23 protein-coding genes are annotated in these 25,297 nt (G+C 66.6%); 13 read left to right on the forward strand and 10 right to left on the reverse strand.

Annotated elements, in window-relative coordinates; all coding sequences use genetic code 11:
- Positions 1-2: 2 nt before the first annotated feature.
- Entirely contained in the window at positions 3-1,337 is a 1,335-nt protein-coding gene (locus CH289_RS05860; protein ID WP_020110591.1) for an EAL domain-containing protein, read from the reverse strand.
- Between the two features lie 76 nt (positions 1,338-1,413).
- On the opposite strand from CH289_RS05860, the gene CH289_RS05865 reads away from it, so the two are divergent.
- The 8 genes from CH289_RS05865 (at position 1,414) to CH289_RS05900 (ending at position 9,110) form a co-directional block, all read left to right on the forward strand.
- On the forward strand, positions 1,414-2,775 hold the full coding sequence (locus CH289_RS05865) for a serine/threonine-protein kinase (protein ID WP_020110590.1): 1,362 nt from the start codon (positions 1,414-1,416) through the stop codon (positions 2,773-2,775).
- Positions 2,776-2,964: 189 nt separating this feature from the next.
- Positions 2,965-5,121, forward strand: coding sequence for an MMPL family transporter (locus tag CH289_RS05870; RefSeq protein ID WP_020110589.1), 2,157 nt, complete (start codon positions 2,965-2,967; stop codon positions 5,119-5,121).
- Between the two features lie 26 nt (positions 5,122-5,147).
- Positions 5,148-5,561 (forward strand): DUF302 domain-containing protein, encoded by a 414-nt coding sequence (locus CH289_RS05875; protein ID WP_020110588.1) that lies wholly within the window; start codon positions 5,148-5,150, stop codon positions 5,559-5,561.
- A gap of 43 nt (positions 5,562-5,604) precedes the next feature.
- A complete protein-coding gene (locus CH289_RS05880; protein ID WP_019665717.1) occupies positions 5,605-5,874 on the forward strand; it encodes a metal-sensitive transcriptional regulator in 270 nt (89 codons plus the stop codon).
- A 48-nt stretch (positions 5,875-5,922) separates the two neighbouring features.
- Positions 5,923-6,291: an ArsR/SmtB family transcription factor gene (locus CH289_RS05885; protein WP_020110587.1), complete on the forward strand. Its 369-nt coding sequence runs from the start codon at positions 5,923-5,925 to the stop codon at positions 6,289-6,291.
- On the forward strand, positions 6,288-7,349 hold the full coding sequence (gene arsB, locus CH289_RS05890) for an ACR3 family arsenite efflux transporter (RefSeq protein ID WP_020110586.1): 1,062 nt from the start codon (positions 6,288-6,290) through the stop codon (positions 7,347-7,349). The genes CH289_RS05885 and arsB overlap by 4 nt, the downstream gene beginning before the upstream one ends.
- Positions 7,346-7,747: an arsenate-mycothiol transferase ArsC gene (locus CH289_RS05895; RefSeq protein WP_019665714.1), complete on the forward strand. Its 402-nt coding sequence runs from the start codon at positions 7,346-7,348 to the stop codon at positions 7,745-7,747. The genes arsB and CH289_RS05895 overlap by 4 nt, the downstream gene beginning before the upstream one ends.
- Before the next feature lie 25 nt (positions 7,748-7,772).
- Entirely contained in the window at positions 7,773-9,110 is a 1,338-nt protein-coding gene (locus CH289_RS05900; RefSeq protein WP_020110585.1) for an FAD-dependent oxidoreductase, read from the forward strand.
- Here CH289_RS05900 and CH289_RS05905 read toward each other — a convergent pair.
- Entirely contained in the window at positions 9,093-9,470 is a 378-nt protein-coding gene (locus CH289_RS05905) for an ArsR/SmtB family transcription factor (RefSeq protein WP_019665712.1), read from the reverse strand. The genes CH289_RS05900 and CH289_RS05905 overlap by 18 nt on opposite strands.
- A 61-nt stretch (positions 9,471-9,531) precedes the next feature.
- Between CH289_RS05905 and CH289_RS05910 the strand changes: the two genes are divergently transcribed.
- The 3 genes from CH289_RS05910 to CH289_RS05920 all read left to right on the forward strand — a co-directional run bounded on the left by CH289_RS05910 (position 9,532) and on the right by CH289_RS05920 (position 13,285).
- Positions 9,532-11,472 carry a heavy metal translocating P-type ATPase gene (locus CH289_RS05910; RefSeq protein WP_231383753.1) on the forward strand — a complete coding sequence of 647 codons (1,941 nt, stop codon included), beginning with the start codon at positions 9,532-9,534 and terminating at the stop codon, positions 11,470-11,472.
- Between the two features lie 46 nt (positions 11,473-11,518).
- Complete coding sequence (locus tag CH289_RS05915) at positions 11,519-12,967, forward strand: HNH endonuclease signature motif containing protein (protein ID WP_020110583.1); 1,449 nt, start codon at positions 11,519-11,521, stop codon at positions 12,965-12,967.
- 114 nt (positions 12,968-13,081) lie between these two features.
- On the forward strand, positions 13,082-13,285 hold the full coding sequence (locus tag CH289_RS05920) for a zinc-ribbon domain-containing protein (protein WP_020110582.1): 204 nt from the start codon (positions 13,082-13,084) through the stop codon (positions 13,283-13,285).
- 103 nt (positions 13,286-13,388) lie between these two features.
- Here CH289_RS05920 and CH289_RS05925 read toward each other — a convergent pair whose 3' ends face one another.
- From CH289_RS05925 to CH289_RS05945, 5 genes are all read right to left on the reverse strand, one after another.
- Positions 13,389-14,330, reverse strand: a complete 942-nt coding sequence (locus CH289_RS05925) for a TAXI family TRAP transporter solute-binding subunit (RefSeq protein ID WP_020110581.1) — start codon at positions 14,328-14,330, stop codon at positions 13,389-13,391.
- Between the two features lie 25 nt (positions 14,331-14,355).
- Entirely contained in the window at positions 14,356-15,717 is a 1,362-nt protein-coding gene (locus tag CH289_RS05930; RefSeq protein WP_020110580.1) for an MFS transporter, read from the reverse strand.
- Between the two features lie 121 nt (positions 15,718-15,838).
- Complete coding sequence (locus CH289_RS05935) at positions 15,839-17,221, reverse strand: sensor histidine kinase (RefSeq protein WP_020110579.1); 1,383 nt, start codon at positions 17,219-17,221, stop codon at positions 15,839-15,841.
- A gap of 13 nt (positions 17,222-17,234) precedes the next feature.
- Positions 17,235-17,894, reverse strand: a complete 660-nt coding sequence (locus tag CH289_RS05940) for a response regulator transcription factor (protein WP_019665705.1) — start codon at positions 17,892-17,894, stop codon at positions 17,235-17,237.
- 54 nt (positions 17,895-17,948) lie between these two features.
- Positions 17,949-19,079 carry a citrate/2-methylcitrate synthase gene (locus CH289_RS05945; protein WP_094727553.1) on the reverse strand — a complete coding sequence of 377 codons (1,131 nt, stop codon included), beginning with the start codon at positions 19,077-19,079 and terminating at the stop codon, positions 17,949-17,951.
- 102 nt (positions 19,080-19,181) lie between these two features.
- Between CH289_RS05945 and CH289_RS05950 the strand changes: the two genes are divergently transcribed.
- Both CH289_RS05950 and CH289_RS28195 read left to right on the forward strand, forming a co-directional pair.
- On the forward strand, positions 19,182-20,387 hold the full coding sequence (locus tag CH289_RS05950; RefSeq protein ID WP_256977053.1) for a citrate synthase: 1,206 nt from the start codon (positions 19,182-19,184) through the stop codon (positions 20,385-20,387).
- 80 nt (positions 20,388-20,467) lie between these two features.
- Positions 20,468-20,623, forward strand: coding sequence for a hypothetical protein (locus CH289_RS28195; RefSeq protein WP_167336912.1), 156 nt, complete (start codon positions 20,468-20,470; stop codon positions 20,621-20,623).
- A 13-nt stretch (positions 20,624-20,636) separates the two neighbouring features.
- On the opposite strand, the gene CH289_RS05955 is transcribed toward CH289_RS28195, so the two are convergent.
- From CH289_RS05955 to CH289_RS05965, 3 genes are all read right to left on the reverse strand, one after another.
- On the reverse strand, positions 20,637-21,059 hold the full coding sequence (locus CH289_RS05955) for a hypothetical protein (protein ID WP_094727555.1): 423 nt from the start codon (positions 21,057-21,059) through the stop codon (positions 20,637-20,639).
- A gap of 37 nt (positions 21,060-21,096) precedes the next feature.
- Entirely contained in the window at positions 21,097-22,503 is a 1,407-nt protein-coding gene (locus CH289_RS05960) for a carotenoid oxygenase family protein (protein WP_019665700.1), read from the reverse strand.
- A 92-nt stretch (positions 22,504-22,595) separates the two neighbouring features.
- On the reverse strand, positions 22,596-25,283 hold the full coding sequence (locus CH289_RS05965; protein WP_094727556.1) for an ATP-binding protein: 2,688 nt from the start codon (positions 25,281-25,283) through the stop codon (positions 22,596-22,598).
- Between the last annotated feature and the right edge of the window lie 14 nt (positions 25,284-25,297).

Raw genomic sequence — 25,297 nt, forward strand, 5'->3', positions numbered from 1 at the left:
GCCTAGGAACCGATTCGCTGGAGCAGGGTGGTGGCGGCGTCGAGGACCACGTCTCGGGCGTGGGTGAGTCGGTAGTCGTACATGGTGGTGCCGCCAGGTCCTACGCCGATGCGCAGGGCGACGAGCGCGACGGTCAGCACGGGCGACACGACGACGATCGAATGTTCCTCGGCCAGTGGCTCGTTGGGTCCGACGGCTACTTCACGATAGCGATGGTGTGCATCGCTAGTGTCTGGACGAACCGATTCAGGATCGCGTGTGCCGAAGACGACCGTCAAAGCGCTGTGTGCGGCAACGTCGTTCACGGCGGCAGCGTGAACGCGGCTGAGGGACAGCGATGATCCTGTCGTCACGAGAACGATCGTCGACGGCCCCGCCGTCATCGCACTGAGCAGCAGGCCCGATCCGAGTGCGCCGATCAGAGCTTCGTCCGCACGCCGCGGCCGCGTCGCCGCACTGACGACTCCGTACGGCGTCACGGCCGCCGGGGCGCGAACGGTGACGGCGACGTCGTGCGCCTCAGGGACCACCCGAGGTGCCCCACTGCCGAACGCCGGAAGCGGCGCGGGCGGACCGAAAAGATAGCCCTGCCCCCAGCCTGCACCCATGTCCAGCGCCGTCCGCAGGTGCTCTTCCGTCTCGATGCCTTCCGCGACGATCCGCGCGCCGGTCCGATCCGCTTCCGCGGCCACCGCCGACACCACCGCCGCGGTGTGTGCGGTGGGCCTGCTCTGCACGAGCCCCATGTCGAGCTTGATCACGTCCGGTCGCAGGAACGGCAGCAACGCCAAGCTCGACGAGTCCGCGCCCACGTCGTCAACGGCGACGCGCCAGCCCAGGTGCCGCGCATGTTCGACGGCCCGGAGCAGACGAGCAGGATCACGGAGCAGGTTCCGCTCGGTGATCTCGATGACGATCGACAACCCGCGGGCCTGCGCGAGAACCGTCGACGACCGACGAGGCGGCGGAGTCTCGAGCGCGACGGGCTCGGCGTTCACGAACAACATCACGCCGTCGGGCAGGCCTGCATCGAGTGCTCCGCGCAGGGCCGTCAACCGGCATCGCCAATCGAAGTCGACGAGCACGTCGTGCGATTCCGCTGCCATCAGCAAGTCGGGTGTCGTCGACCACGGGCTACTGGGGCCGACGCGGGTGAGCGCCTCGAACCCGACGATGCCGTTGCCGTCGAGCTCGACGATCGGCTGATACACCGAACCGATGTCCACCGTGAGGGGTGACGCCGCAGCCGTGTCGTGGCGGTGGTTCAACTGCGCGCCTCCTCGTCCGAACACGACAATTCCACCCCACCCGGCCATCATCATGCCCTGCGCGGCCACCGGTCACCGCGTGCGGGCAGGACACACGACGATATGGTTCGACGTAATCGCACACTCGGATCGGACGGACACATCGATGGTCGGATCGGATCGGCACCGTCCATCGGACGAGCAGTTCCTGTTCGCCGGGCGGTATCGACTCGGCGAGGTTCTCGGCCGCGGCGGCATGGCCGAGGTGGTCACGGCCGTCGACGACGTGCTAGGCCGATCGGTGGCAGTGAAGATCTTCGCCCACGCCGGGCCGCAGGACACGTCGGGACGCATCGACGCCGAGAAGCGCACACTGGCCTCGCTCACCCACCCGAACCTCGTCGCTCTGTACGACGCGGGCGAGGCAGCAGATCCCGGCGGCGTGGTCGTTCCGTACCTGGTGATGGAACTCGTCGACGGCCCCACCCTGTCCGCATTCCGCGTCGGCCGCGCACTACCGCCGCAGGTCGTAGCACGCATCGGAGCGGAGATGGCCGCCGCGCTGACCTACATCCACAGCCGCGGCGTCGTACACCGCGACATCAAGCCCGCCAACATCCTCATCGCCCGGCCCGACGGCCCGGACGACAACCAGTTCACCAAACTCACCGACTTCGGAATCGCCCGCATCGTCGACGGCATCCGCCTGACCGACCACGGCACCACCGTCGGAACCGGGCATTACATGAGCCCCGAACAGGCAACCGGCACCGCCGCCGGACCGGCAACCGACATCTACAGCCTGGGCCTGGTCCTCATCGAATGCCTAACCGGACGCATGGCGTTCGAAGGCAGCGCCGTCGCCGCCGCGATCGCACGCTTGCACCGCGACCCGGTGGTCCCCGACGACGTCGGACCCGAGTGGGCAGCGTTGCTCACCGCCATGACGGCACGCGATCCCCAGAACCGTCCCGACGCCGCCCAACTCAGATCGCGGCTGCGGGACCTCACCCGCACCGGACCCGCAGCCGGCGCCACCGCCGCACTGGACCCGCAGTTCTTGACGGCCTCGGTGACCACCGATCAGATGGCGGTCCAGCCAGTGACCACCCGACGACGCACGTTCTGGATTCCGATCGCTGCCGCCGTGACTGCCCTCGCGGTCGCCGTTGCCGTCGGATGGGCGAGCTTCGGCAGCGACGACACCCCTGTACCCGACGCCGTGCAGACATCCCCTGCGACATCCCCTGCGACTCCCACCGAGCCGACGCCGCCCCCGACCACCGTTCCTCCGGAACTGCCGTCCACCACGCCACCGGCCGCAGTGATACCCGCACCCGCTCCCCAACCTCAGGCGCCCGTCGAACCTTCCGCGCAGAACGGCAACGGTAACGGCAACAACGGAAATGGGAACGGGAACAGCAACTCCGGAAACGGAAACTCGGGCAACGGCAACAACGGCAACAACGGGAATTCCGGCAACGGCAACAGTAACGGCAACGGCAACGCTGGAAACGGCAGGAACTGACCGATTCCTCGTCGCCTGACGAGGGTCGACCGACCCGAATACTTCGGATACCCCCCCAGGGTACTTGCATACCCCCCTGGGTATGTGTCACAGTGAGCATCGGCAGAGCATGTCGCCCCAACCCTCGCGACTCACCCCCGAGAGACAAGTGGGCCCATGTGTATACCCCCACCCGTATCAGGAGAAGTTATGGCCGAGTTCGACACCGCGCCGGCGCCCAGCCGCGTCGCCCCTGATCGAGCCCGCACCCTCGGTGCGCTCGGTCGCCTCGGAAGTGTCATGGTTGCACGCCGCCGATGGGTGTTCGGGATCTGGCTCATCGCGCTCGTCGCACTGGGTTCTGCAGCGCCGTCCGTCTTTTCGTCGCTCGCAGGTGCCGGTTGGCAGGCCAACGGGTCCGAGTCGGTTCAGGTCCGCGAACTCGCCCAGCACCATTTCGGCGGAAACTCCTCCGCCGCGGTCCAGGTCGTCGTTCACTCCGACACCGCAGCCATCGATGACCCCGCGGTGCAGCAGACACTCACCGACGTTGCGGCTGTGTTCGACGGCGACACCCGCTTCGGCGACGTCATCGCCCCACAGCCGGGGATGACCATCAGCCCCGACCGGCACACCGCGATACTCATCGCCGGCGCCAACGCAAGCACCGACGATATGGTGAAAGCCGTCGACGACGTCAAAATGCAGCTCACTGCACTGTCCGGGGACGGTATCGAGGTCTACCCCACCGGATCCTCGGCGCTCTGGTCGGACTTCAACAAAGCCAACCACGATGCGATGATTCAAGCCGAATTGTTCTCGTGGCCGGTCACATTGGCGATCATGGTGCTCGCCTTCGGCTCGCTCGTCGCCGCAGGTTTGCCACTGCTGCTCACCGTCGCCGGTCTCGTCGCCTCCGCAGGCGGATTGGTGCTCCTCAACGAGGTGACGCCCATTTCGGTATGGGCGATGAACTTCGCGATGATGTTCGCCCTCGCACTCGGTATCGACTACGCCCTGTTCATCGTCGCCCGTTTCCGCGACGCTCTACGTGCGGGCGATCCACGCGCCGCGGTCGCCGAGACCATGGACACCGCAGGCAAAGCAGTGGTCCTCTCCGGACTGACCGTGCTGGTCAGCCTCTCGGCAGTGTTGCTCGTTCCCGCGCCGGCCGTCCGCACCATGGCCGTGGGAATCATGCTCGCCGTCGGCTTCGTCCTGGTCGCGACCATGACACTGCTGCCCGCCACACTGGGCGCGCTCGGCACCAAGGTCAACTCCGCCTCGTTGCCGTTTGCCAAGCGTCAACACCATCGCTCCCCGAAATTCGCTGCATGGGGCGAACTGCTCCACAAACACCCCTGGCCCTTCGCACTCGTCTCCGTCGGCATCCTTGTTGCCCTCGCACTGCCGGTGCTGGGACTGAAGGTCGCGATGCCGTCGATCGCTGTCGTCCCCGAAGACGCACCGGTCAGGCAGGGGTACGAACTGGTGCAAGCGCAGTTCGGCAACGGCGCACCCGGTGCACTGCAGATCGTCGTCCCGACCACCGACGCAGCCACGACGGCGACCACAGCGAGCGAGGTGGACGGGATCTCGATGGTCACTCCACCTCAGCTCGCAGCGGACGACTCCGATTACGCACTACTCCAAGCTCTTCCCGACGTGGACCCCTCCGACGCTGCCATGGGCACGATCCTCGGCGACCTCCGCGCACAGCTGCCGGACTCCGCGCTCGTCGGCGGCGCACCGGCGGAGAACCTGGACCTACAACAGGCCCTGAACACCTACCTCCCGCTCGTCATCGGGATCATCCTCGTGCTCGGCTTCCTCCTGCTGCTCGTTGCTTTGCAGGCACCACTGATCGCGATCCTCGGCACCGGAGTCAGCCTTCTCTCGACCGCTGCGGCATTCGGCGTCGCGAAGTCGATATTCCAGGACGGGCACGGCGCGTCGCTACTCGGTTTCACGCCGCAGGGCTTTCTCGACGGCTGGGGACCTGTGTTCTTCTTCGCGATGATCTTCGCCATCGCCATGGACTACACCGTGTTCCTGCTCGCTACCGCCAAGGAGCATTACGAACGTTCCGGCGACCCGAAGAAGGCCCAGGTCGACGGTCTCGCTCACTCCGGACGTGTCATATTCGCCGCCGCCGCGGTCATGGTCGCAGTATTCTTCACCTTCGCGCTCTCCGATCCACTCCCACCGAAGGAGATGGGCATCATCCTCGGGGTCGCGGTTCTGCTGGACGCGTTCTTGATCAGGCTGATCCTGCTCCCGGTCCTGTTGCGGCTGAGCGGCCACGCCGCCTGGTGGTCACCCTCGTGGCTCCGCAGGGTCCTGCCGTCGATCCATTTCTCGCACTGAACACATACTCGAAAGGAATCTCAGCCATGAGCATCGCACTGTCCACCACGTTGGCCGACACCGACTTCGGCACCGTCGTCCAATCGGTCAAGGCAGCATTGTCGGACCAAGGATTCGGCGTATTGACCGAAATCGACATGCAAGCCACCTTGAAAGCCAAGCTCGGCGAAGACATGGAGCAGTACCTGATCCTCGGTGCGTGCAATCCGACACTCGCGCACCGCGCCGTCGGAGTCATGCCACAGATCGGTTTGCTCCTGCCGTGCAACGTGGTCGTCCGCGCCGACACCGCAACGCCAGGATCGGTGATCGTCGAGGCAATGAACCCGGACATCATGGTTCAGGCCACCGGCGAACCCGGGCTCGCCGATGTCGCCGCCGAAGCCACCACCAAGTTGCAAGCAGCAATCGATGCACTGGGGGCATGCCCCCGGGGGTAACCTGGGACGCACTTCGCTACACCGCACCACGAGGAGCCTCACCATGATCGGCGACGAAGACAGCATCGCACTGGTACTGAACCGCCTGCGCCGCGCCCACGGACAACTCGCCGGCGTGATCGGCATGATCGAGAACGGGCGCGACTGCAAAGATGTCGTCACCCAACTTGCCGCCGTATCCCGCGCGCTCGACAAGGCAGGCTTCAAGATCGTCGCAACGGGCCTTCGCGAGTGCATGACCGGTGAGACCGCCGACAACAGAGAGCCGATGACCGAAGCCGAACTGGAAAAACTCTTCCTCGCACTGGCCTAGATTCACGCGGGCCTTGACGCCTGATTCGACAGCAGTCAATATAGACGAATGTCGAATCAGCCCCTGCCGATCGAAGACGTCTCCGCCGGAGAATGCTGCTCACCGCTGGTTCGCGAACCGCTGACGGTCGATCGGTCGGTAGACCTGGCTCGGATGTTCAAAGCCTTGGGTGACCCGGTGCGGTTGCGCTTGCTCAGCCTGGTGGCCAGCCACGACGGCGGGGAGGCATGCGTCTGCGACATCTCGCCGCACTTCGATCTGTCGCAACCTACGATTTCCCACCACTTGAAAGTGCTTCGGGAGTGCGGCCTCCTCGACTGCGAGCGACGCGGAACCTGGGTGTACTACTGGGTGATTCCGACTGCGCTGGATGAACTGTCGACGGTCCTCGGCACAACGACGCCGGTCGCCTCGTGAGCAGCACGACCGTCGTCGGCAAGCTCTCCACGCTGGACCGGTTCCTCCCGGTCTGGATCGGCGTGGCGATGGTCGTCGGCCTGCTGTTGGGACGGTCGATTCCCGGATTGAACGACGCTTTGGCCGCTGTGTCGATCGACGGCGTCTCGCTGCCCATCGCGGTCGGCTTGCTGATCATGATGTATCCGGTGCTGGCGAAGGTGTGCTACGACCGGCTCGACACTGTCACCGGAGATCGGAAGCTTCTCGTCGGTTCGCTTGTGCTGAACTGGATCCTGGGTCCGGCGTTGATGTTCGCTCTGGCGTGGATCTTCCTGCCCGATCTGCCGGAGTACCGAACCGGACTCATCATCGTCGGCCTCGCTCGCTGCATCGCCATGGTCATCATCTGGAACGACCTCGCGTGCGGAGACCGTGAAGCCGCCGCCGTGTTGGTCGCGATCAACTCGGTGTTCCAGGTGGTCATGTTCGCCGTTCTCGGATGGTTCTACCTGTCGGTCCTGCCCGGATGGCTCGGGCTCGAGCAGACCACCATCGAGGCGTCACCGTGGCAGATCGCGAAGTCGGTGCTCATCTTCCTCGGCATCCCGTTGGTCGCGGGCTTCGCATCGCGCTACTTCGGCGAACGCGCCAAGGGCAGGGAGTGGTACGAGTCGACATTCATCCCCAGGATCGGGCCGTGGGCGCTGTACGGTTTGCTGTTCACGATCGTCGTTCTCTTTGCGCTGCAGGGTGATCGGATCACGTCACAGCCTCTCGACGTCGTACGCATCGCACTTCCGCTGTTGGTCTACTTCGCGGTGATGTGGGGCGGCGGCTACGCCCTCGGCGCCGCGATGGGCCTGGGGTATCAACGCACCACCACACTCGCATTCACCGCTGCGGGCAACAACTTCGAGCTCGCCATCGCCGTCGCGATCGCCACCTACGGCGCCACGTCCGGGCAAGCACTCGCCGGCGTGGTCGGACCACTCATCGAAGTACCGGTCCTCGTCGGACTGGTGTACGTGTCCCTGGCTCTACGCAAGCGGTTCACACCCGAAAGGACGTACCCATGACGAGCGTGCTGTTCGTATGCGTGAAGAACGGCGGCAAGTCGCAGATGGCTGCCGGACTGATGCGCAAAGCCGTCGGCGATTCCGTCGAGATCCACTCCGGCGGAACCGCGCCCGGAAGTGCCGTCAATCCGCTGTCCGCGCAGTCGTTGCTGGAAGTGGGCGTCGACCTCACCGGCGAACGCCCCAAGCCCATCGACCCCGAACTCCTCGCCCGAATGGACTACGTCGTCACTCTCGGCAGCGAGGCGAAAGTCGATGCCGTAGAAGGCCCGACGTTCGAGAACTGGGACACCGACGAGCCGTCGGAACGCGGAATCGACGGCATCGAACGCATGAGACTCGTGCGCGACGACATCGCCACCCGCGTCGACGATCTCGCCCGACGCATACTCCGTTAGGCCTCGACGAAAGGACGTCACCGTCATGTCCGCTCACCCTGTAGTCGTCATCGGAGCAGGACCCATCGGTCTTGCCGCCGCAGCTCACCTCACCGAAGCCGGCACTCCCGTCCTGGTCCTCGAACGTGGACGCTCGGCCGGTTCTGCTGTTGCACAATGGAATCACGTCAGATTATTCTCGCCGTGGTCGGAAATCGTCGACCCGGCCGCCGCACGCCTCCTCGAACCCACCGGATGGTCTGCCCCGGACGGCAAAGGCTACGCAACCGGAAGTGAGTGGGTCGAGAAGTACCTCGCACCGCTGGCCGCAGTTCTCGGCGATTCGGTGCGGTTCGGCTCCGAGGTCGTCGGCGTCGCCCGCCGGGGGCGCGACCGTGTCGTCGACGCCGGTCGTGACACCGAACCTCTCACCGTTCACATCAGAACAACCGACGGCACCGAGGAACGCCTCCTCGCCAGGGCAGTCATCGACGCATCGGGAACATGGGGAAGCCCGAATCCGCTCGGGTCCGAGGGACTCCCTGCAATCGGGGAACATGCTGCCGGCTATCGTATTTCGTATCGAGTCCCCGACCTCTCGGACGAGTCGGTACGCGGCCGCTTCGCCGGCACACACGTCGTCATCGCCGGAAGTGGTCATTCTTCGTTGACCGCGATCATCGCATTCGCCGACCTGGCCGCGGCCAACCCCGGCACGACGCTGACGTGGGCCGTGCGGCGCGCAGTCACCGAATCGGTGTTCGGCGGAGGCGAATCCGACGAACTCGCCGCACGCGGTGCGCTCGGCCTCCGCGCGAAGAAGGCCATCGACGACGGCCTTCTGCAGGTCGTGTCCGGTTTCCGGACAGAGACGATCCTGCACGACGACGGCAGACTCGCGCTCGTCGGCGACAACGGAACCCGGATCGACGGCGTCGACCACGTCGTCGCGTTGACCGGGTTCAGGCCCGACCTGAGTTGGCTGTCCGAAGTTCGTCTGGACCTCGACCCGACACTGCAGGCACCACGGTCGTTGGCGCCGTTGATCGATCCCAACGTCCACTCCTGCGGCACCGTCTACCCGCACGGCGTGGACGAGCTCACCCAACCCGAGCCAGGGTTGTACCTGGTCGGCATGAAGAGCTACGGCCGGGCGCCGACGTTCCTGGCGATGACCGGGTACGAACAGGTTCGCAGCATCGCTGCCGAACTGTCCGGCGACCCCGAGAGCGCTCGCACCGTCGAACTACGTTTGCCGGATACCGGCGTCTGCGGCGGTGCAGGGTTGTTCGACGATCCCGAAGCCGACGCCTCGGTGGTAGGCGGATGCTGCGGCACGCCGCGACCCGTCAGCGTCGGACTGGGATCAGGATCCGGTCGCTGAGTCCACGTCGGAGTCGATGTCCGGCACGGACATACCGAGATGCTCGATGTGATAGACCGCCTCGTCGAGCAGCATGGCGACGTGATTGTCGTACAGACGGTAGATGACGCTGCGGCCCGATCGCGCGCCGGTCACCAACCCCATCGCGCGGAGCAATCGGAGCTGATGGGAGACGGCGGACTGTTCCATCTCGACGGCGTCGGCGAGGTCGTTGACGCCGCTGGGCCCCTGGCGGAGCTGGGTGAGGATGCGTAGCCGACTCGGCGTCGCCAACGCCTGAAGCGTCGCTGCCACCGTCGCGGCGGATTCCGCATCCAACTGCGCCGGAGGAGTGGTGCGTCCCTCGACTCCATGTCCCATTCGACGATCATAGTTTATGTTCACATGTATAGGTCTTCATGTGATGAGGTAGCGTGACGTCATGACTTCCATCGGGACCGCCCCGTCTCCGTCGATCGACAGCCCTCGGACCGGGACCGCCACCCGCACCCGGTTGCTCGCCGTCGCCGAAGTCCGGTGGGCACTCGCCGCCACCGCACTGTTCGCGGCAGGGCTGCTCGCGCAGATCACCGGTGGGCCGACGTGGCTCTACTGGGCGCTGTACCTGGCGTGCTACGCCGTCGGCGGCTGGGAATCTGCACTCGAAGGTTTACGCGCGCTCCGCAACAAGACACTCGACGTCGACCTGCTGATGATCGTCGCCGCCATCGGAGCTGCGTCGATAGGGCAGGTGTTCGACGGGGCACTGCTCATCGTCATCTTCGCGACGTCCGGCGCGCTGGAGGCAGTCCTCACCGAGAGAACCGCGGACTCCGTCCGAAGCCTGTTGGGCCTGACGCCCGACACCGCGGTCCGGCTCGACGCCGGCGGCACTGAACACCGAATCGACGCAACGGACCTGACCGTCGGAGACATCGTCGTCGTCCGTCCCGGCGAGCGCCTCCCCGGTGACGGAACCGTCGTCGACGGTGGATCCGACATCGACCAGTCCTCGATCACCGGCGAATCCGTCCCGGCCTTCAAGACCGTCGGCGACGACGTGTTCGCCGGGACCATCAACGGCACGGGCGTGCTGCGAGTCCGAGTCGACGTCGACCCGTCGGACACCGTCATCGCGCGAATCGTCACGATGGTCGAGCGCGCATCCGAGACCAAAGCGAAGAAGCAGCTGTTCATCGAGAAGGTGGAGCAGTACTACTCGACCGGTGTCGTGGCCGCCACGGCAGCGGTGTTCACGATTCCACTACTGCTCGGCAGCGACCTGCAGTCGGCGTTGCTGCGCGCGATGACCTTCATGATCGTGGCGTCGCCGTGCGCGGTCGTCCTCGCGACCATGCCGCCCCTGCTCGCCGCGATGGCAACCGCCGGCCGCAACGGAGTCCTCGTCAAGTCGGCCGTCGTGATGGAACAGCTGCGCCTGACCGACGTCGTCGCCTTCGACAAGACCGGAACCCTCACCGAGGGAACACCTCGCGTCGAACGGGTCGACGCACTGGGCGGATTCGATCACACCGACGTCCTGCGATGGGCCGCGGCCGCCGAAGTGGGAAGCGAGCACCCGGTAGGAGTCGCAATAGTCGACCACGCCCGTAACCGCGGGCTTACGCTACCTCCGGCATCGGATTTCGAATCGACACCGGGCGTCGGCGTACGCGCACAGGTCGACGGACGGCACATCAGGGTGTCCAAACCCGATGCCTCTCACACGTCTTCGTTCCCGTCGGACATCCGAACGCACGGAACGACCGCCGCCGTCGTCACCGTCGACGACGTTCCCGCCGGAGTGATCGCTCTGGTCGACACCATACGCCCCGGGGTGGACGGCGCCGTGTCCGAGCTCGAGCGTCTGACGGGCGCCCCGTCGGTGCTGATCACCGGCGACAACCTCGGATCGGCGCAGGACATCGCCCGCCGCGCCGGAATCTCCGACGTGCGAGCCGGATTGCTGCCGGAGGGCAAGGTCGACGCCGTGCGCGGACTGCAAGCACGCGAACAGCGGGTCCTCGTCCTCGGCGACGGCATCAACGACGCACCTGCTCTCGCTGCCGCCGACACCGGGGTTGCCATGGGCCGCAAAGGGTCCGACCTGGCACTCGACACCGCCGACGCCGTCCTGGTGCGCGACGACGTCGCCGCGCTCGCCAAGGTGATCGAACTGTCGCGCCGGGCCCATCGCATCGTCGTCGCCAACCTCGTCATCGCCGGCACGTTCATCGTCGTCCTCGTGGCCTGGGACCTGATCGGAACCCTGCCCCTCCCAATCGGTGTCGCCGGGCACGAGAGCTCCACCGTCCTCGTCGCTCTCAACGGCATGAGACTTCTGTCCTCACGTGCGTGGCGAGGGACGAAACAACCTGCTTGACGGCCGAATCCGGAACTTGTCGGTGGGTCGCGGTACCTTTCCCCGCATGCAGAAGTTGGGGGACTCGAGCACCGCAGCGGAACTCTCGGACCGAGACGTCATCGCCGCCATCACCGAGCTCACCCACGCCCAGAATCAGACTGCCGCACGTAAATACGTTCTGCTCGACGAGTTCGCCCGCCGTGGCCTGAACCTGAAGACAGGGCATTCGACGCCACAGCATTACATCGCCTCGGGTACCCGTGTCACCCTCGCCAACTCGACCCGGCAGTTCGTCACTGCCAACTGGCTCAGCCGATGGCCTTCGGTTGCCGAGGCTCTCGCCACCAGCGACATCTTCGTCGACCACGTCAAGGAAATCCACGACGGCTACACCAACATCAGCGGCGCGGACTCCACGCTCTCCGAGGAAAGCCTGGCCGCAGCGGTCGCAGACCTGCTCGCGACCGCCATGGACGGCACAGCCCACCAGGTCAAGCAGCGCGCTCAGGTGTTGATGCACGCAGTCATCGACGACGCCCGCGCCCGATACGACAGCGCACTCGGACGACAAGAAGCACGCAAACAGAAAGAGCGCGAAGCCGAAGAGCAAGGACAGCCCCTGCCCGACGACGATCCTGACGACGATCCCGATCCTGATCCTGATGCCGATGTGTTGAAGAACCCTCCGCCACAACCGGTATCGGAGAACACTGCGCTCAACAAGCTCGAGCTGTTCCTCCTGGCCAACGGACGCCTTGGCTTCAAGGGGGATGTGGACAAGGTTCTCGGCGAGAAGCTCCGGTCAGCACTGTCCCCGCTCTCGCGGCCACAACCGGCACCCGACGGCACCCGCGATCCCCGCAGTGCATCGAGGCGTCAGGCCGACGGGTTGTCGCGGCTCCTCGACCTCGTCGGCGGCGGCACGCGCTCCGCCGGGCCGGGAACACCACCGGCGACGGTCAACGTCACCGTGAACCTCAGTGACCTTCTCGCCGACAGAGCCCGCTCGGCATCGCCGGACACCACAAGTGGAACAGTCACTTCCGGCGCCACACACAGGTCGCCGAAGATGGGCGACCCGGACTGGCCTTTCCAGCTCGAATGGACGGGCCCCTTGAGTCGCAGCCTCGCGCGCCTGCTCGCCTGCGACGCGAACCTCAAGCCAATCATTTTGGACAACAACGACGTTCCCCTCTCGATGGGGAAGGAAGTCCGGCTCGCCACTCCTGAGCAACGCGCAGCCGTGGCCGTCCGCGACAGATGCTGCGTCCGATGCGGCCTCCCCGCGCAGTGGTGCCAAGTGCACCACATCGTCTTCTGGGAAGACGGCGGGCCGACCGACCTCACCAATCTGGTCCTGATCTGCGGCGACTGCCACCGCCTCGTTCACAATCACGGCTGGGACATCGACATCGGCGCCGACGGCCACCCCCGCGTCATCCCACCCGCCGCCATCGACCCCGAACGAAAACCGATACCCAGCTTCCACCGACAACGACGCCCCGCTGCCTGACCGGTCAAGTTGGCCACGGCACCCAGCCGCCCCGGACCACCCGGGCAGGGGCTGGGTGCCAGAGGTGTTGGGCAAGCACCGCGGCGTCCGCGCAGAAATCGCTAGGCTGGCCAGGTGTTCTTCCTCTTCGGTTACGGCAGCAAGCAAAAACACCTCGGCGCAGGCCAGACCCGAACGTGCCCTCGGTGCAACAACACCACGCAGTGGTCGCGGATCCGGACGTACACACAGTTCACGGTGTTCTTCATCCCCATCGCGAGGTGGAGCCGCCGACAACTCGAACAGTGCAGCATCTGCGGCACCGCCGTCGAGGCCTGACCACCCAACAACCCGGATGTAACTGCGCCTTCCAGGTCAACCGTCCTCGGGCACAGGGTCACCATGCGGACCCCACTCACTCCCGGGGAGCACTTGCTCTCCTTCACCCGTGCCTGCGGCGGTACTCCGCCTCGGCTCCCGGATGGAGAGGGATCGTGCCGGTCATGACGAGAGACCGGGCGTCGAGGAACTGACTGCCGATCGCCTGGCGAGGAACCAACGCCGACGACCTGTCCAGCAGCACGCTCACCAACGCTGCGACCGTCTCGTCCGGCACATCCGGGCGGACCAGCAGCAGATTCGGGATGCCCACCGTCGTGACCTCGGGGTGCTCGCCGTACACACCCGCCGGCACCGGCACCGCCTCGTACGCCGTCCCGAATTCACTCCTCAGACCCGCGACCACCCCGCCCAGATCGAGTAACCGCACCGGCACCGGCGGATCGGCGAACGCAGGCGTCGGCAACCCACCCGCCCACATCACCGCGTCGACGTCGCCGGCGTACAACGCATCGGCCGCCGCGTTCATCGACATCTGCACCTCGCGAACAACGTCGGGCAGCCCCGCTGCATCGAGCACCCGGCGCGACACCAGCGTCGCGCCGGAGCCGGGAGCGCCGATGCTGACCGACCGTCCGCGCAGGTCGGCGACGGACTCGATCCCGGAATCGGCACGCACGGCGATCTGGAAGTAGTTCTCGTACACGCAGCCCACCGCCGTCAGATCCCGGCCCGGATGGTCGTACGCCGCGTCCGCGAGCGTCATCGCCAACTCGGCCCGCCCGGACTGCAGCGCATCGAGATTGTCGACGGAACCCTCCGTCGTCAGCGGGACGATGTCGGCTGCTCCGGCGCCCGCGGCCGCGTCGGCGAGCAGTCCGCCGAACTCCCAGAAGAAGCCGCCGATCTCACCGGCCGCGAGACGCACCCGAGGGGACGGCTCCGACGAGCACGACACCGAGGCCCCTGTCGCCGCACCGACGGCGAGAACGCCGGCAGCCCGCAGAACTGCTCTTCGCGAGAGCAGCACTGCGGGCTTGACCATGGTTCTCACCTTAAGGCGAGGTCGCTCACTGGAAGGCGCGACCCTGTTCGCGGTCAAGAACCGTCTCGGACTTGTTCCGCAGAACGAAGATGTAGACCACCAGCGACACCGCGATCACCACCGTCACGTAGAGGATGAACCACGAGACGTGGCCACCGTTCTTCGCAGCCTGGTAGATCAGCGGCGCCGTGCCACCGAACGCCGAGTTCGCCAACGCATACCCGAGGCCGACGCCCAAGGCACGCACGTGCGACGGGAACAGCTCCGCCTTCACGATCGCGTTGATGGAGGTGTAGCCGGTCAGGATGACGTAACCCACGCACACCAGCGCGAGCGACTCCACCACCGACGTCGCGGACGGCAGGTACGTGATGAGCACGTAGGTGTACAGGACACCGCCGATACCGAAGAACACGAGCAGCGGCTTGCGACCGACCTTGTCGCTGATCATTCCGCCGATCGGCTGCAGCAACATCAGGAAGATCAGGCCGAAGAGGTTGATCCACGTCCCGGTCATGCCGCGGTCCTCGTACGCCGTCTTGATCATCGACGGAGCGTTGACGCTGTACGTGTAGAACGCGATGGTGCCGCCGATCGTGACCATGAAGCACACCAGCAACGGCCGCCAATGATTCAGCACCAGCTCCTTCATCGATCCCGACGCCCGATCGGCACCACTGCGCACGGCCGCGAGCTGATCCTTCGTCAACGATTCGTCCATGCTGCGACGCAGCCAGAACACCACCACCGCAGCGACACCGCCGATGAAGAAGGCGATGCGCCAACCGAACTCCTCGATCTGCCCCCGGTCCAGGAACGCCTGCATGATCAGCAGCGTCACCTGTGCGAGCACGTGTCCACCGACGAGGGTGACGTACTGGAACGACGAGAAGAATCCCCGACGCTCCCGCGTGGCGGCCTCGGACATGTACGTCGCCGACGCGCCGTACTCGCCGCCGGTCGCGAAGCCCTGCACCAGACGGCACAGGATCAGGATGACCGCGGCCCACACACCGATGCTCTCGCGTCCCGGCGTCAGCGCGATGACCAGCGAGCACGCGGCCATCATCGAGACGCTGAACGTCAGCGCAGCACGTCGGCCGTTGCGGTCGGCGTAGCGGCCGAAGAACCACGACCCCACCGGACGCATCAGGAACGTGACGGCGAAGATCGCGTACACGTAGACGGTCGAGTTCTTGTCCGCCGAATCGAAGAACTGATTCTCGAAGTACGTCGCGAAGACGGTGTAGACGTACACGTCGTACCACTCGACGAGGTTGCCCGACGACCCGCGGAGCGTGTTGAACACCGCACGCCGAGTCGCCGCGGGAGACGAAACGGGGGCGGACCGCGGTGAGTCAGCGGTCGAGGTGGCCTCGTTGGCCATGGGCAGTCCTTCCACAGGGGGCTCGTGCTGGTCGCCGCGAGCTGTGCGGCAACCGTCGTGCCCCTACTGTGACCCCAGGCACAGCCTCCGACAAAACCGTTTCCGATTTCCTAACACTCTCTTAGGAAAGGACCGCCGGTACTGCCAGCTCGACGCGCAGACCCGATGGCACACCCGCGCTGACCTGCAAGGACCCTCCTGCTCGCTCGGTCAAGGCGTGGACGATCGACAAGCCGAGCCCGGTGCCCTCACCGCCGACCCCCGGCGCCCGATAGAACCGGTCGACCACCTTCGGCAGCTCGCTCGTGGGTACTCCCCCACCCGAGTCCGCCACCCACACCAGCACGTGACCGTCGCTCTCCCGGCACCCGATCTCGACAGACGAACCCGCGCCCGCGTACTTCGTGACGTTGCTCAGCAGCGCATCGAGAATCCTGATCATGTCGTCCTCCGGCAACGCCGCGCGGGGCACGTCGTCCGCGACGGCGAGCGAGTAAGACATCCCCGCGACAGTCAGTGTGGTCGACCAGAATTCGACGCGGCTCAGTATCGCCGCCCGGGCGTCACACCCCGTCGTCCGCGCGCCGGCCGGCGTCTCCGCAGCCGCGAGGACCAGAAGATCCTCGACGACGATGCTCAGCCGATCCACCTCCAGAGTCGTCTTCAGGTGCGCCTCGGACGCCGACTCCGGCACCCTCATACCCAGCACGTCCAGCCGAATACGCAGTGCAGCCAACGGATTACGCAACGCATGGGCAGTGTCCGCGACCAGCCGACGCTGAGCCGCGGTAGCCGCCTCCACGTCGTCGGCCATGGCGTCGAACGCACCGGACAGCTCACGCACTTCCGGCGGCCCGACGTACTCGGTCGACTCGGGCCTCGACGTCTCCTCCGCCGGCAGCTCGGCGTGGAACTTGTCACCGAACGACTGCACCCGCGACGACAACGCCGTCAACGGCCGAACCACCCAGCGCGACAACGCAGCAGCGATCACTGCCACGGACACCAGGATCAGCAGCGCACCGGCGCCGATGACCACCCACGCCACCGCCACGTCTCTACGCGCCGCATCGGTCGACGCATCGATCACCACCGCACCGTCCACCTGGGTTCCACCGCCGACGGGAGCCGCGACCAACACCTCGGACTGAGCCCACGGCGTCAAACTCGAAGGGACGTCGCCGCGTTGGTTACGTAACGCTCCCGACACGGCCTCTTGCACATCCGGCCGGTCGACGTCGATACCCGCCGACGCACGCACCACACCGCCCCGGTCGACGATGGCGAGGCCCTCGCCGTACAGAGAGTGGTAGCGCTGCACGGACTCTCGCAACCTCGGCACCCCGGACTCGTCCTCCCGCGAGGACAACTCCGCGAAGAACGTCGCTGCCGCGGCGCGGTTCTCGCCGAACCTCTGCACACGTTCCCGCCCCACCAACACCGCCAGAGGCACCGCAAGCGCGAGCACGACGACGATGGAGTAGATCATCAGCACGACCAGCACCCGGCGTCGCACGTCAGGTGTCCCAGCGGTAACCGAAGCCGCGGATGGTGACGATCGCCCCGGGGCGCCCGAGCTTGGCCCGCAGCGCAGTCATGTGAACGTCGAGCGTGCGCGAGATCGCCACGTACGCATCACCCCAGATGGCGTCCATCAACTGCTCGCGGCTCACGGCTTCGCCCCGCCGCGTCACGAGGTGCGCCAGCAGTTCGAACTCCTTGGTCGTCAGCCCGATGTCTCTGCCGTCGACCTCGACACCGCGTCCCACGAGATCGACCACGACATCGCCGAGCACCACCCGGTCCGCCGAGGACTCGGCCGCTGCACTGCGACGCCGCGCCGCGACCTCCAGCCGCGCATGCAGTTCACCGAGCCGAGCGGGCTTCACGACGTAATCGTCGGCACCGCCGCGGAGAGCCCGCACCACCGACCGCTCGTCGTCCCGCGCCGTCAACACCACCACCGGCACGGCACTGAGGGTTCGGAGCTTGCGCAGCACCTCGAGCCCGTCCATGTCCGGCAACCCCAGGTCCAGCAGCACGACGTCCATGTCGTGGTATCCGAGCAGTACATCCGCTCCCCGGCGCATCCGAACGGGCGCGTGGCCGACTTCGGTCAGCGCCTCGACCAGCGCCTCACCGACTCCGTCGTTGTCCTCCACCACCGCGATACGCATCCACCACAAGATATATCCGACGTGGGCGCAGCGGCCCGGGGACACCGAAACCGGTCACAGCGGCGGAAGCGCCTGGGGTGCCTCGGGGCCGTCGTACCGGGCGATGGGCCGGATGATCTTGCTGTCCGCGGACTGCTCGACGATGTTGGCGCACCACCCGACGATCCGGCTGCACGCGAAGGTCGGCGTGAACATCGACCTGGGTATCCCGCACAGCTCCATCAGCACGCCCGCGTAGTACTCGACGTTCGCGTAGAGCTTCCGGTCCGGTTTCAGATCCGCCAGCGCCGCGGCGATCACCTTCTCCACCTGTGCGGCTTTGTCGATCAGTTCACCTCCCAGCTGCTGCGCAGTCTCACGGAGCATCACCGACCGGGGGTCCTCGGTGCGATACACCGGGTGCCCGAACCCCATGATGCGTTCACCCGCAGTGATTTTCGACCGTGCCCAGGAATCCGCGTCCGCCAGGTCGGCAATCTGGTCCAGCCCGTCCAACGCCCGATCCGGTGCGCCTCCGTGCAGCGGTCCGGCGAACGCGCCGATCGCCGCACACACGGCGGAGGCGATGTCCGATCCCGTCGACGCGACCACCCGCGCCGTGAAGGTCGACGCGTTGAACCCGTGATCGATGGTCGCCGTCAGGTACCGGTCGACGGCCCTGGCACGAGCGTCGCTCGGAACGTCGCCGCTGATCATGAACAGCCAGTTCTGCGCCGTCGTCAGATCCTCCCGCGGTTCGATCGGCTCCTGACCCGACCGAAGGCGATGAACCGCAGCCAGAACGGTGGGCGTCACCGCACACAGGCGCAACGCCGTCGCTCGTTTGTCGGCGTCGGTGGATTCGTACAGCGGAACAGCACCGGGCAGGCCGGACAGAACCGTGCGCAGCGCCAGAAGCGGCTGCTCCGGGCCGGTCGCGGCAACCGACGCCACCGCCTCGCGCACCTCCGCCGACAGGACCCGCAGCGGCGCGACCGTACGGCTGAACTCCGCTCGCTCGGACAGGCTCGGCAGACGACCCTCCACCATCAGGAACCACGCATCCTCGAAGGTGCGGCTCTCGGCGATGTCGATCGCCGAATACTGACGGTAGTGATAGAAACCCTCGTCGCCTCGGACGTCACCGATCGACGTGGACGTGACGACGACGTTGTGCAGCCCACGCGGGGCCTCGAGAACGCTCATGACATCTCTCCTCTGCTGGTCACCCACCACGATCCGCGTTAACATTGATCGTTGTCAATGTTGATCGAGTCAATGTTCAGCACGCCGAACCGAGAGGCGAAGATGCCATCCCCCGACGGCCGAGAACTCCTCACCACCGCACAGGCCGCTGCCCGGTTGGGGGTCAAACCCGAAACCGTCTACGCCTACGTCAGCCGGGGGTTGCTGACCAGCAGTCGTCTCCCCGGCGTCAGGGGCAGCGTCTTCGACGTCGACGAAGTCGAAGCACTCGCGGGTCGAGACACCGCTCGCCGCACCGACATCGGGACGGTGGAACGGATCAGAACTCGGATCACTCTGCTGGACGACGATCACTTGTACTACCGCGGCCGCAACGCCGTCGACCTGACCGCCTACTCGTTCGAGTCGGTAGCGCACTTCGTGTGGACAGGGCAAATGGACTCGGATCGCAGGTTTCACGTCGATCCCGTTGTGGCACAGAAGTGCCGAGATGCCGCCGCGTCACTGTCGCCGGATTGCCGATTCATCGACCGTATCCGCCTCGCCGTCGACGTCGCCGCGACCCACCGTCCGATGCGTGTCGACATCAGCCCGAAATCGGTTGTATCCGAGGCCGGCCAACTGTCGGCGACCGTCGCTGCCTCTCTCACCGAAGCTGCGCCCGACACCTCCGTCGCGGAGTCGATGTGGGCTGCAGTGCGATCGGAGGCATCCGACCCTCGCGGACTGACCGTTCTACGAGCCGCCCTCGTGCTGATGCTCGACCACAGCCTGGCGGCGTCGACGCTCGCCGTTCGGGTCGCGGCCAGTACACGAGCCCACCTCTACTCGGTCGTCGCCGCGGGCCTGGGGTGCATCGACGGTCCACTGCACGGATCCGCGGCCGAGCCTGCCTACCGGTTCATTACGTCTGCGCGCGTCGACCCGATTTCGGCTCTGGCACAGCATCTTCGATCCGGCGAGCGAGTCCCCGGGTTCGGCCACGTGATCTACACCGACCGGGACCCTCGCGCCCAGGAATTGCTTCGGCTGCTCCGCGACCCGGCGAGCGGCGCGAACGCCGCCGTGATGGCAGCCGCGGACATCGTGATCGACGAGATGCGCGATCGGTTCGACACGTTCCCCAACTCCGATTTCGCGCTCGCCACCTTCACGTGCGCCTTCGATCTCCGGCCCGACACCCCGGAGGCACTGTTCGCGTTCGCCCGTATCGCCGGGTGGACCGCGCACGCCCTCGAGGAGTACGACGAACCGCCCCTTCGCTTTCGAGTGCCCGGTATCTACACTGGCATCCGGCCGGGTACCTGAACAGCTCCCGCAAGTCCTGTGTAGTTTCCGCCGAAACGGGCACACTCTCCTCGACCCAGCTTCGAACCCCAGGAGATCTCATGACGATGCCCAGCGACGCCGACGCCGCAGTGGAATCCCACGGCACCAACGACGGCCCCCGCGACCACCCGGCGGACGAGAACACTGCCGTGGGCGCACACGTCGACGACGAGAACGTGCCACACCCTCCGCGCGACGACGAGTCGACGGGCTAGTTCGACAGTCGAACTACGGAACGTAAAAGGTGGCGAACCCGGGAACCGTCGTAATGTAAGAGGAAACGGCGACCAGAGCGACCTGCCCCGGCCCGGTCCGCAGTACCGCCTCGCGCGGCGCGCCGCCCAGACCGTCGGACATGCGGGCCGCACCTGACGCCCCGGTGGAGAGGTTCACCCAGCGCACGTCGGCGACCTGATAGCACCCAGGCCTGCCGTCGGCCGGGCTGGTGACCCTGGCGACCCCCGGTTGCTCGCCGAGTACCGCTACGCAGCGGACCTCGGGCGAATCGAAGCTGCCGTTGGTGTTACCGTACGGCGCCGGGTCGATCTGAAACGGCACCGTGACCTCCGCGGACGCGACTGCAACCGGACCGAGAACCGCCCCGATCGCGACCGCCCCACACACCGTCAGTCTCCGTACGAACGTCTTCATGGGTTCGATCCTCCACCCGATGACGGCACGGCGCGCCTTATTGGACCCAAATGCCGTGCAATCCCGCGGGAACACGGATGGGCAGCTCGATCGTCGCCAGCGGCCCGTCCGCCGGGTTGTCGGCGTCCAGGATGTAGAAGCGGGATTTCAGATCCTCGGGATCGGTGCCGATCGCACCCCAGTAATCGTGCGTCTCACCCGGAATGTAGATGGGTTCGCCGATCGCCACCCCCGGAGACCACACCTCGTCGCGCCCGGAGTGCACGTCGTGGAAGAACAGTGATTCGAGGAATCCGTCGTCGACCTCGGATTTTCCGACGGTGGCGATGCGGCCGTGATCGAGCGTCAGCAACCTGTCGTCGACACGAGGGAACTCGATTCCGAACCGGTCACTGATCTGCGTACGGCTCACCGCACCGGTGACGGGATTCAGCAACGCCCGCGTCAACGCCGGGTTGTTGACGCCCGTCGGCTTCGTCAGACCACCGGGAAACAGGTGTTCGACGTAGTCGACGGTGACGGTGCCGTCGGGATTGTCGAAAGCGTTGGCGAAGTGCCACACCCAGAACGCCTCCGTGTCGATCCACCGAATCGCGCCACCGTCCCGGGGGATCAGCGCGATGCGGGTTCCTCGGTCCGGCTGCCACGACAGCAGCGCTCCACCGGTCATCGCGGCGGCGAGATCGAACGCCAACGGATTGACGAACAGCACCACGTACTTCTGCGTCAACGCCATGTCGTGAATCATGTAGGGCTTGTCGAGACCGTCGACGGGAGTCGGCGACAGCAACACCCTGCCGTCGGCGCCGACGATCGACCACGTCAGATACGGCGCCTCCAGCGAGTAGTTGAACAGGACCATCTCCCCGGTGTGCGGATCGATCTTGGGGTGCGCCGTGCTGCCGACCCGCATCGCGCCGTCACAATCCTCCTGCGCGAGCGTCGCGAGCTTCTCACGGTCCAGCAGGTACGGCCGGTCGCCTTCGGCCATCGCCAGGAGCTTGCCCGCGTGATCGACGATGTTGATGTCCGGCAGTTGACGCGTGGTGCCGGCGAGGGCATCGCCGACGACCGACGCCGGCGGCGTGTATCCGTCCATCACGCCGGACCAGATCGCCTCTCCCCGTTGCTCTTCGAGCTCGACCATCGGCGTCCGAACGAACCGATTGGTGTACGACGCTCGGCCGTCGGCGATGCCGACCCGGTGGACCATCCCGTCGCCGTCGAGGGGAAAGACGAACGATCCGATCGGGTCGAAACGCGGATTGGGTCCGTTCCGCAGGTAACTGCCCTTCAGGTCGGCCGGGATCTCGCCGACGACGTGCAGGTCGGCGACGTCCACCTCCTCGCGCTGCGGTGCGAACACACCGTTCAGGTGGGTGTGGTGGACGACGTCGACGGGCGCCGGCCGGTGCGGGTCGGTGGTGAGCGTGTCGTTCGTCATGAGGGGACTCCCGTTCGTCGGTGCGATGCTTCGATCCTGGTCTTCGGGACCGTGGAGGAACATCGGTCAGAGCACGTAGATATCCCTGCCAGTCACTCCCGGCGGCCGGCGACGAGGGCGGCGAGTTCCACTCGGGTACGCAGGCCCAGCTTGGCCAGCGCGTGCGAGACGTGCGTCTGCACGGTGCGCTGGGAGATGAACAGGCTCTGCGCGATCTCCGGGCCGCTTCGACCGCTCGCCACCATGTCCGCGATGGTCGTCTCGGTCCGGGTGAGGCTGTCCCACCCCGTCCGCGGACGCTCCCGGACGGTCCGCGGATCCAACCGCACTCCCAGCGGACGCAGGCGCATGGCGATTCGCGAGGACAACGCGGTGGCGCCCATGTTCTGGGTGATCAGCAGCGCCGTCCGTGCATGTTCACGCGCAGTCACCTTGTCTCCCGATGCCGCGAGCTCGCACGCTGCTTCCTCCCAGGCTGCGGCCTCGGCGATGACGTTGCCTTCCCGGCGAGCGCTCTCCGCGCTCCGAACGGCCTGCGCGACGACGGACTCCGAATCACCCGCGCACAGGGCCCGAGCGAGAGCGACCGGTCCGACGCTCGCCACGGGCAGTGGATCGGAGATCTCCGCGAGGGTGTCGACGATCTCCGCGGCGAACTCACCGTCGTCGGTCCGCCGAGCCAGACGAGCGCAGTCGACGGCGAACGACGGAAGCCACCCGTAGATCCCCAACTCCCTGGCGCCACCCCAATACCTGCGGGCTGCGGCCACCGCAGGCAACAACTTGCGGCCGGACTCGAGCAACGACACCCGCGTCATACCGCAGATCGGCAGTCCGAACTGATGCGGCTGTCCCGAGTTCTCGAACGCATCCAACCGCGCGAGAGCCGCCTCCACGTCGCCTCGGTACACGTCGATCTGAGCGCGGGTGCCCTCCGCGATCGACGTCCACCCCATGTCCGCCGAGCCCGCACGTTCCAACCCGGCGTCGATGTGCGCGGCCGCGTCGTCGAGACGGCCTCTCTTCATCGCGATGCCTCCGCGGGTGAAGTCCTGGTACGCCGTCATCCACGCGGCACCGCGGTCGGTCCGCAGCTGCTGAGCGCGGTCCATCAGCGCTTCCGCCGCGAAGGGCCCGTGCGCGTACAGCTCGATGAACGGCGGCCACACGTCCGCCGACGTACTGAGCTGAAACCCTGCGCCCACCGCGCCTTCCTGCTGGGACGCTTCGAGCGCCAGGTTCAGCCCACTGTCGACAGCACCGGAGAGAAACCGTCGCAGAGCCTCGGTGACCAACACGCTGACCGGTCCCTGAACGGCCCCCAGCTCCCCGCCTGGCACCGGAGTGATGCCCTCCAACAGGGAGACGTACCGCTGCGTGTCCAGCAGACCCGCGCGGGTGGCGTCGTCGACGGGCATCTGCAGCGTCGACGAGATCAACCCGAGCGCGTGCTGCGACTTTCCTTGCGCGATCGAGGTGAACAGCAGCGTCCGGTACAGCAACGGCACGACGGCGGGATCGGTCGCGTTCGACAGACCCTGCGTTGCAACCTCGGCCGACCGGGCGAGCTGGCCGCTGCGCGCCAGTGCCGTCGCCAGGTCCAGCTCGAACGACCCGGCGACGGTGGCCGTCGCAGTCCCCAACAGGTCGACGGCGACCGCGGGAACGTACTGCAATTCCTCCTGCGCCCGGCTCACCGCCGCACCGAGCACCGACTCGTCCCCGCCCGCCGCGAGCAGGTGATGCGCCACCATCTGCCGGTTGCCCGCGGCCTCGTGGTGACGCGCGACCTCCGTGTGCAGGATCGCCCGAAGCGGCGGCGCCAGACCGTCGTACGCCACGTCGGCATAGACGTCGTGCGTGAACGTCAACTCCCCGCTCGGCGACGCGTCGATCATGCCCGCGTCGATCACCGTCTGCGCCGCCCCGACCATCACCGCGGCCGACGTGTCTCCGAGGTCGGCCAGCTCGGCCAGTGTGGCAGGCCCGCCCCACACCGCGAGCTTGCGAACGAGATCACGTGAGGATGCGTCGAGCAGCGAAAGCTGTTCCGCAATAGCGGATTCCAAGCTGCTGGACGCCGACGCGTCGAGCATGCTCGGCGCGGTTGCCCTGCCGTCCTTCACGACGACGGTGCCGTGCGCACGCAGCTCCGTCAGCATCGTCAACGCGTGCATCGGGTTACCACCCGACCGCGCCAGAAGCGTCGACAGCGCGGCGTCCGGCCACGCACCGAGTACCTCGTGGGCCAGCACCTCGAGATCCGCGGCGTCCATTGCCGGCAGATTCCACTCGCGGACGGTCGGACGGGCCAGCATCCGAGTCAACAGCTCACGGGTGGGCAGGTGGCGCCGCGCGACGAGCACCACCAACGGCAGATCCTTCGCCGCCGCGGCGAGGTGGGACAACACTTCCAGGCTGCCCGCGTCCGCGTTGTGCGCATCGTCGACGACCAGCAGCTGCGGCCGAACCGCGCACAGCGAGTCGACCGCTGCATAGAGCTCGGTGTCGAACCCGGCCGGAGCCGTCGTCGGCACGGCGACGCCGATGAGAGCCGCGGCCACCGCATAGGGCTGACGCCAGGACAACTCGTCGGCCGTCGCCCACCGCGTTTCGATGCCCCGGCCGGACACGAGTCGACGCAGCGTGTACGACTTGCCACTGCCCGGCCCGGCGGTGACCACCAGCGTCCGCGGACCGATGCCGTTCATCGCCAGGTCCAGCGCGGAGTCGATCTCGTCGACGATCGACCTGCGCGCCCCGGTGGACGGCAACTTCATGCATACGACGGTAA

It is taken from the genome of Rhodococcus sp. RS1C4, assembly GCF_002258225.1.
Taxonomy (GTDB): domain Bacteria; phylum Actinomycetota; class Actinomycetes; order Mycobacteriales; family Mycobacteriaceae; genus Rhodococcoides; species Rhodococcoides fascians_E.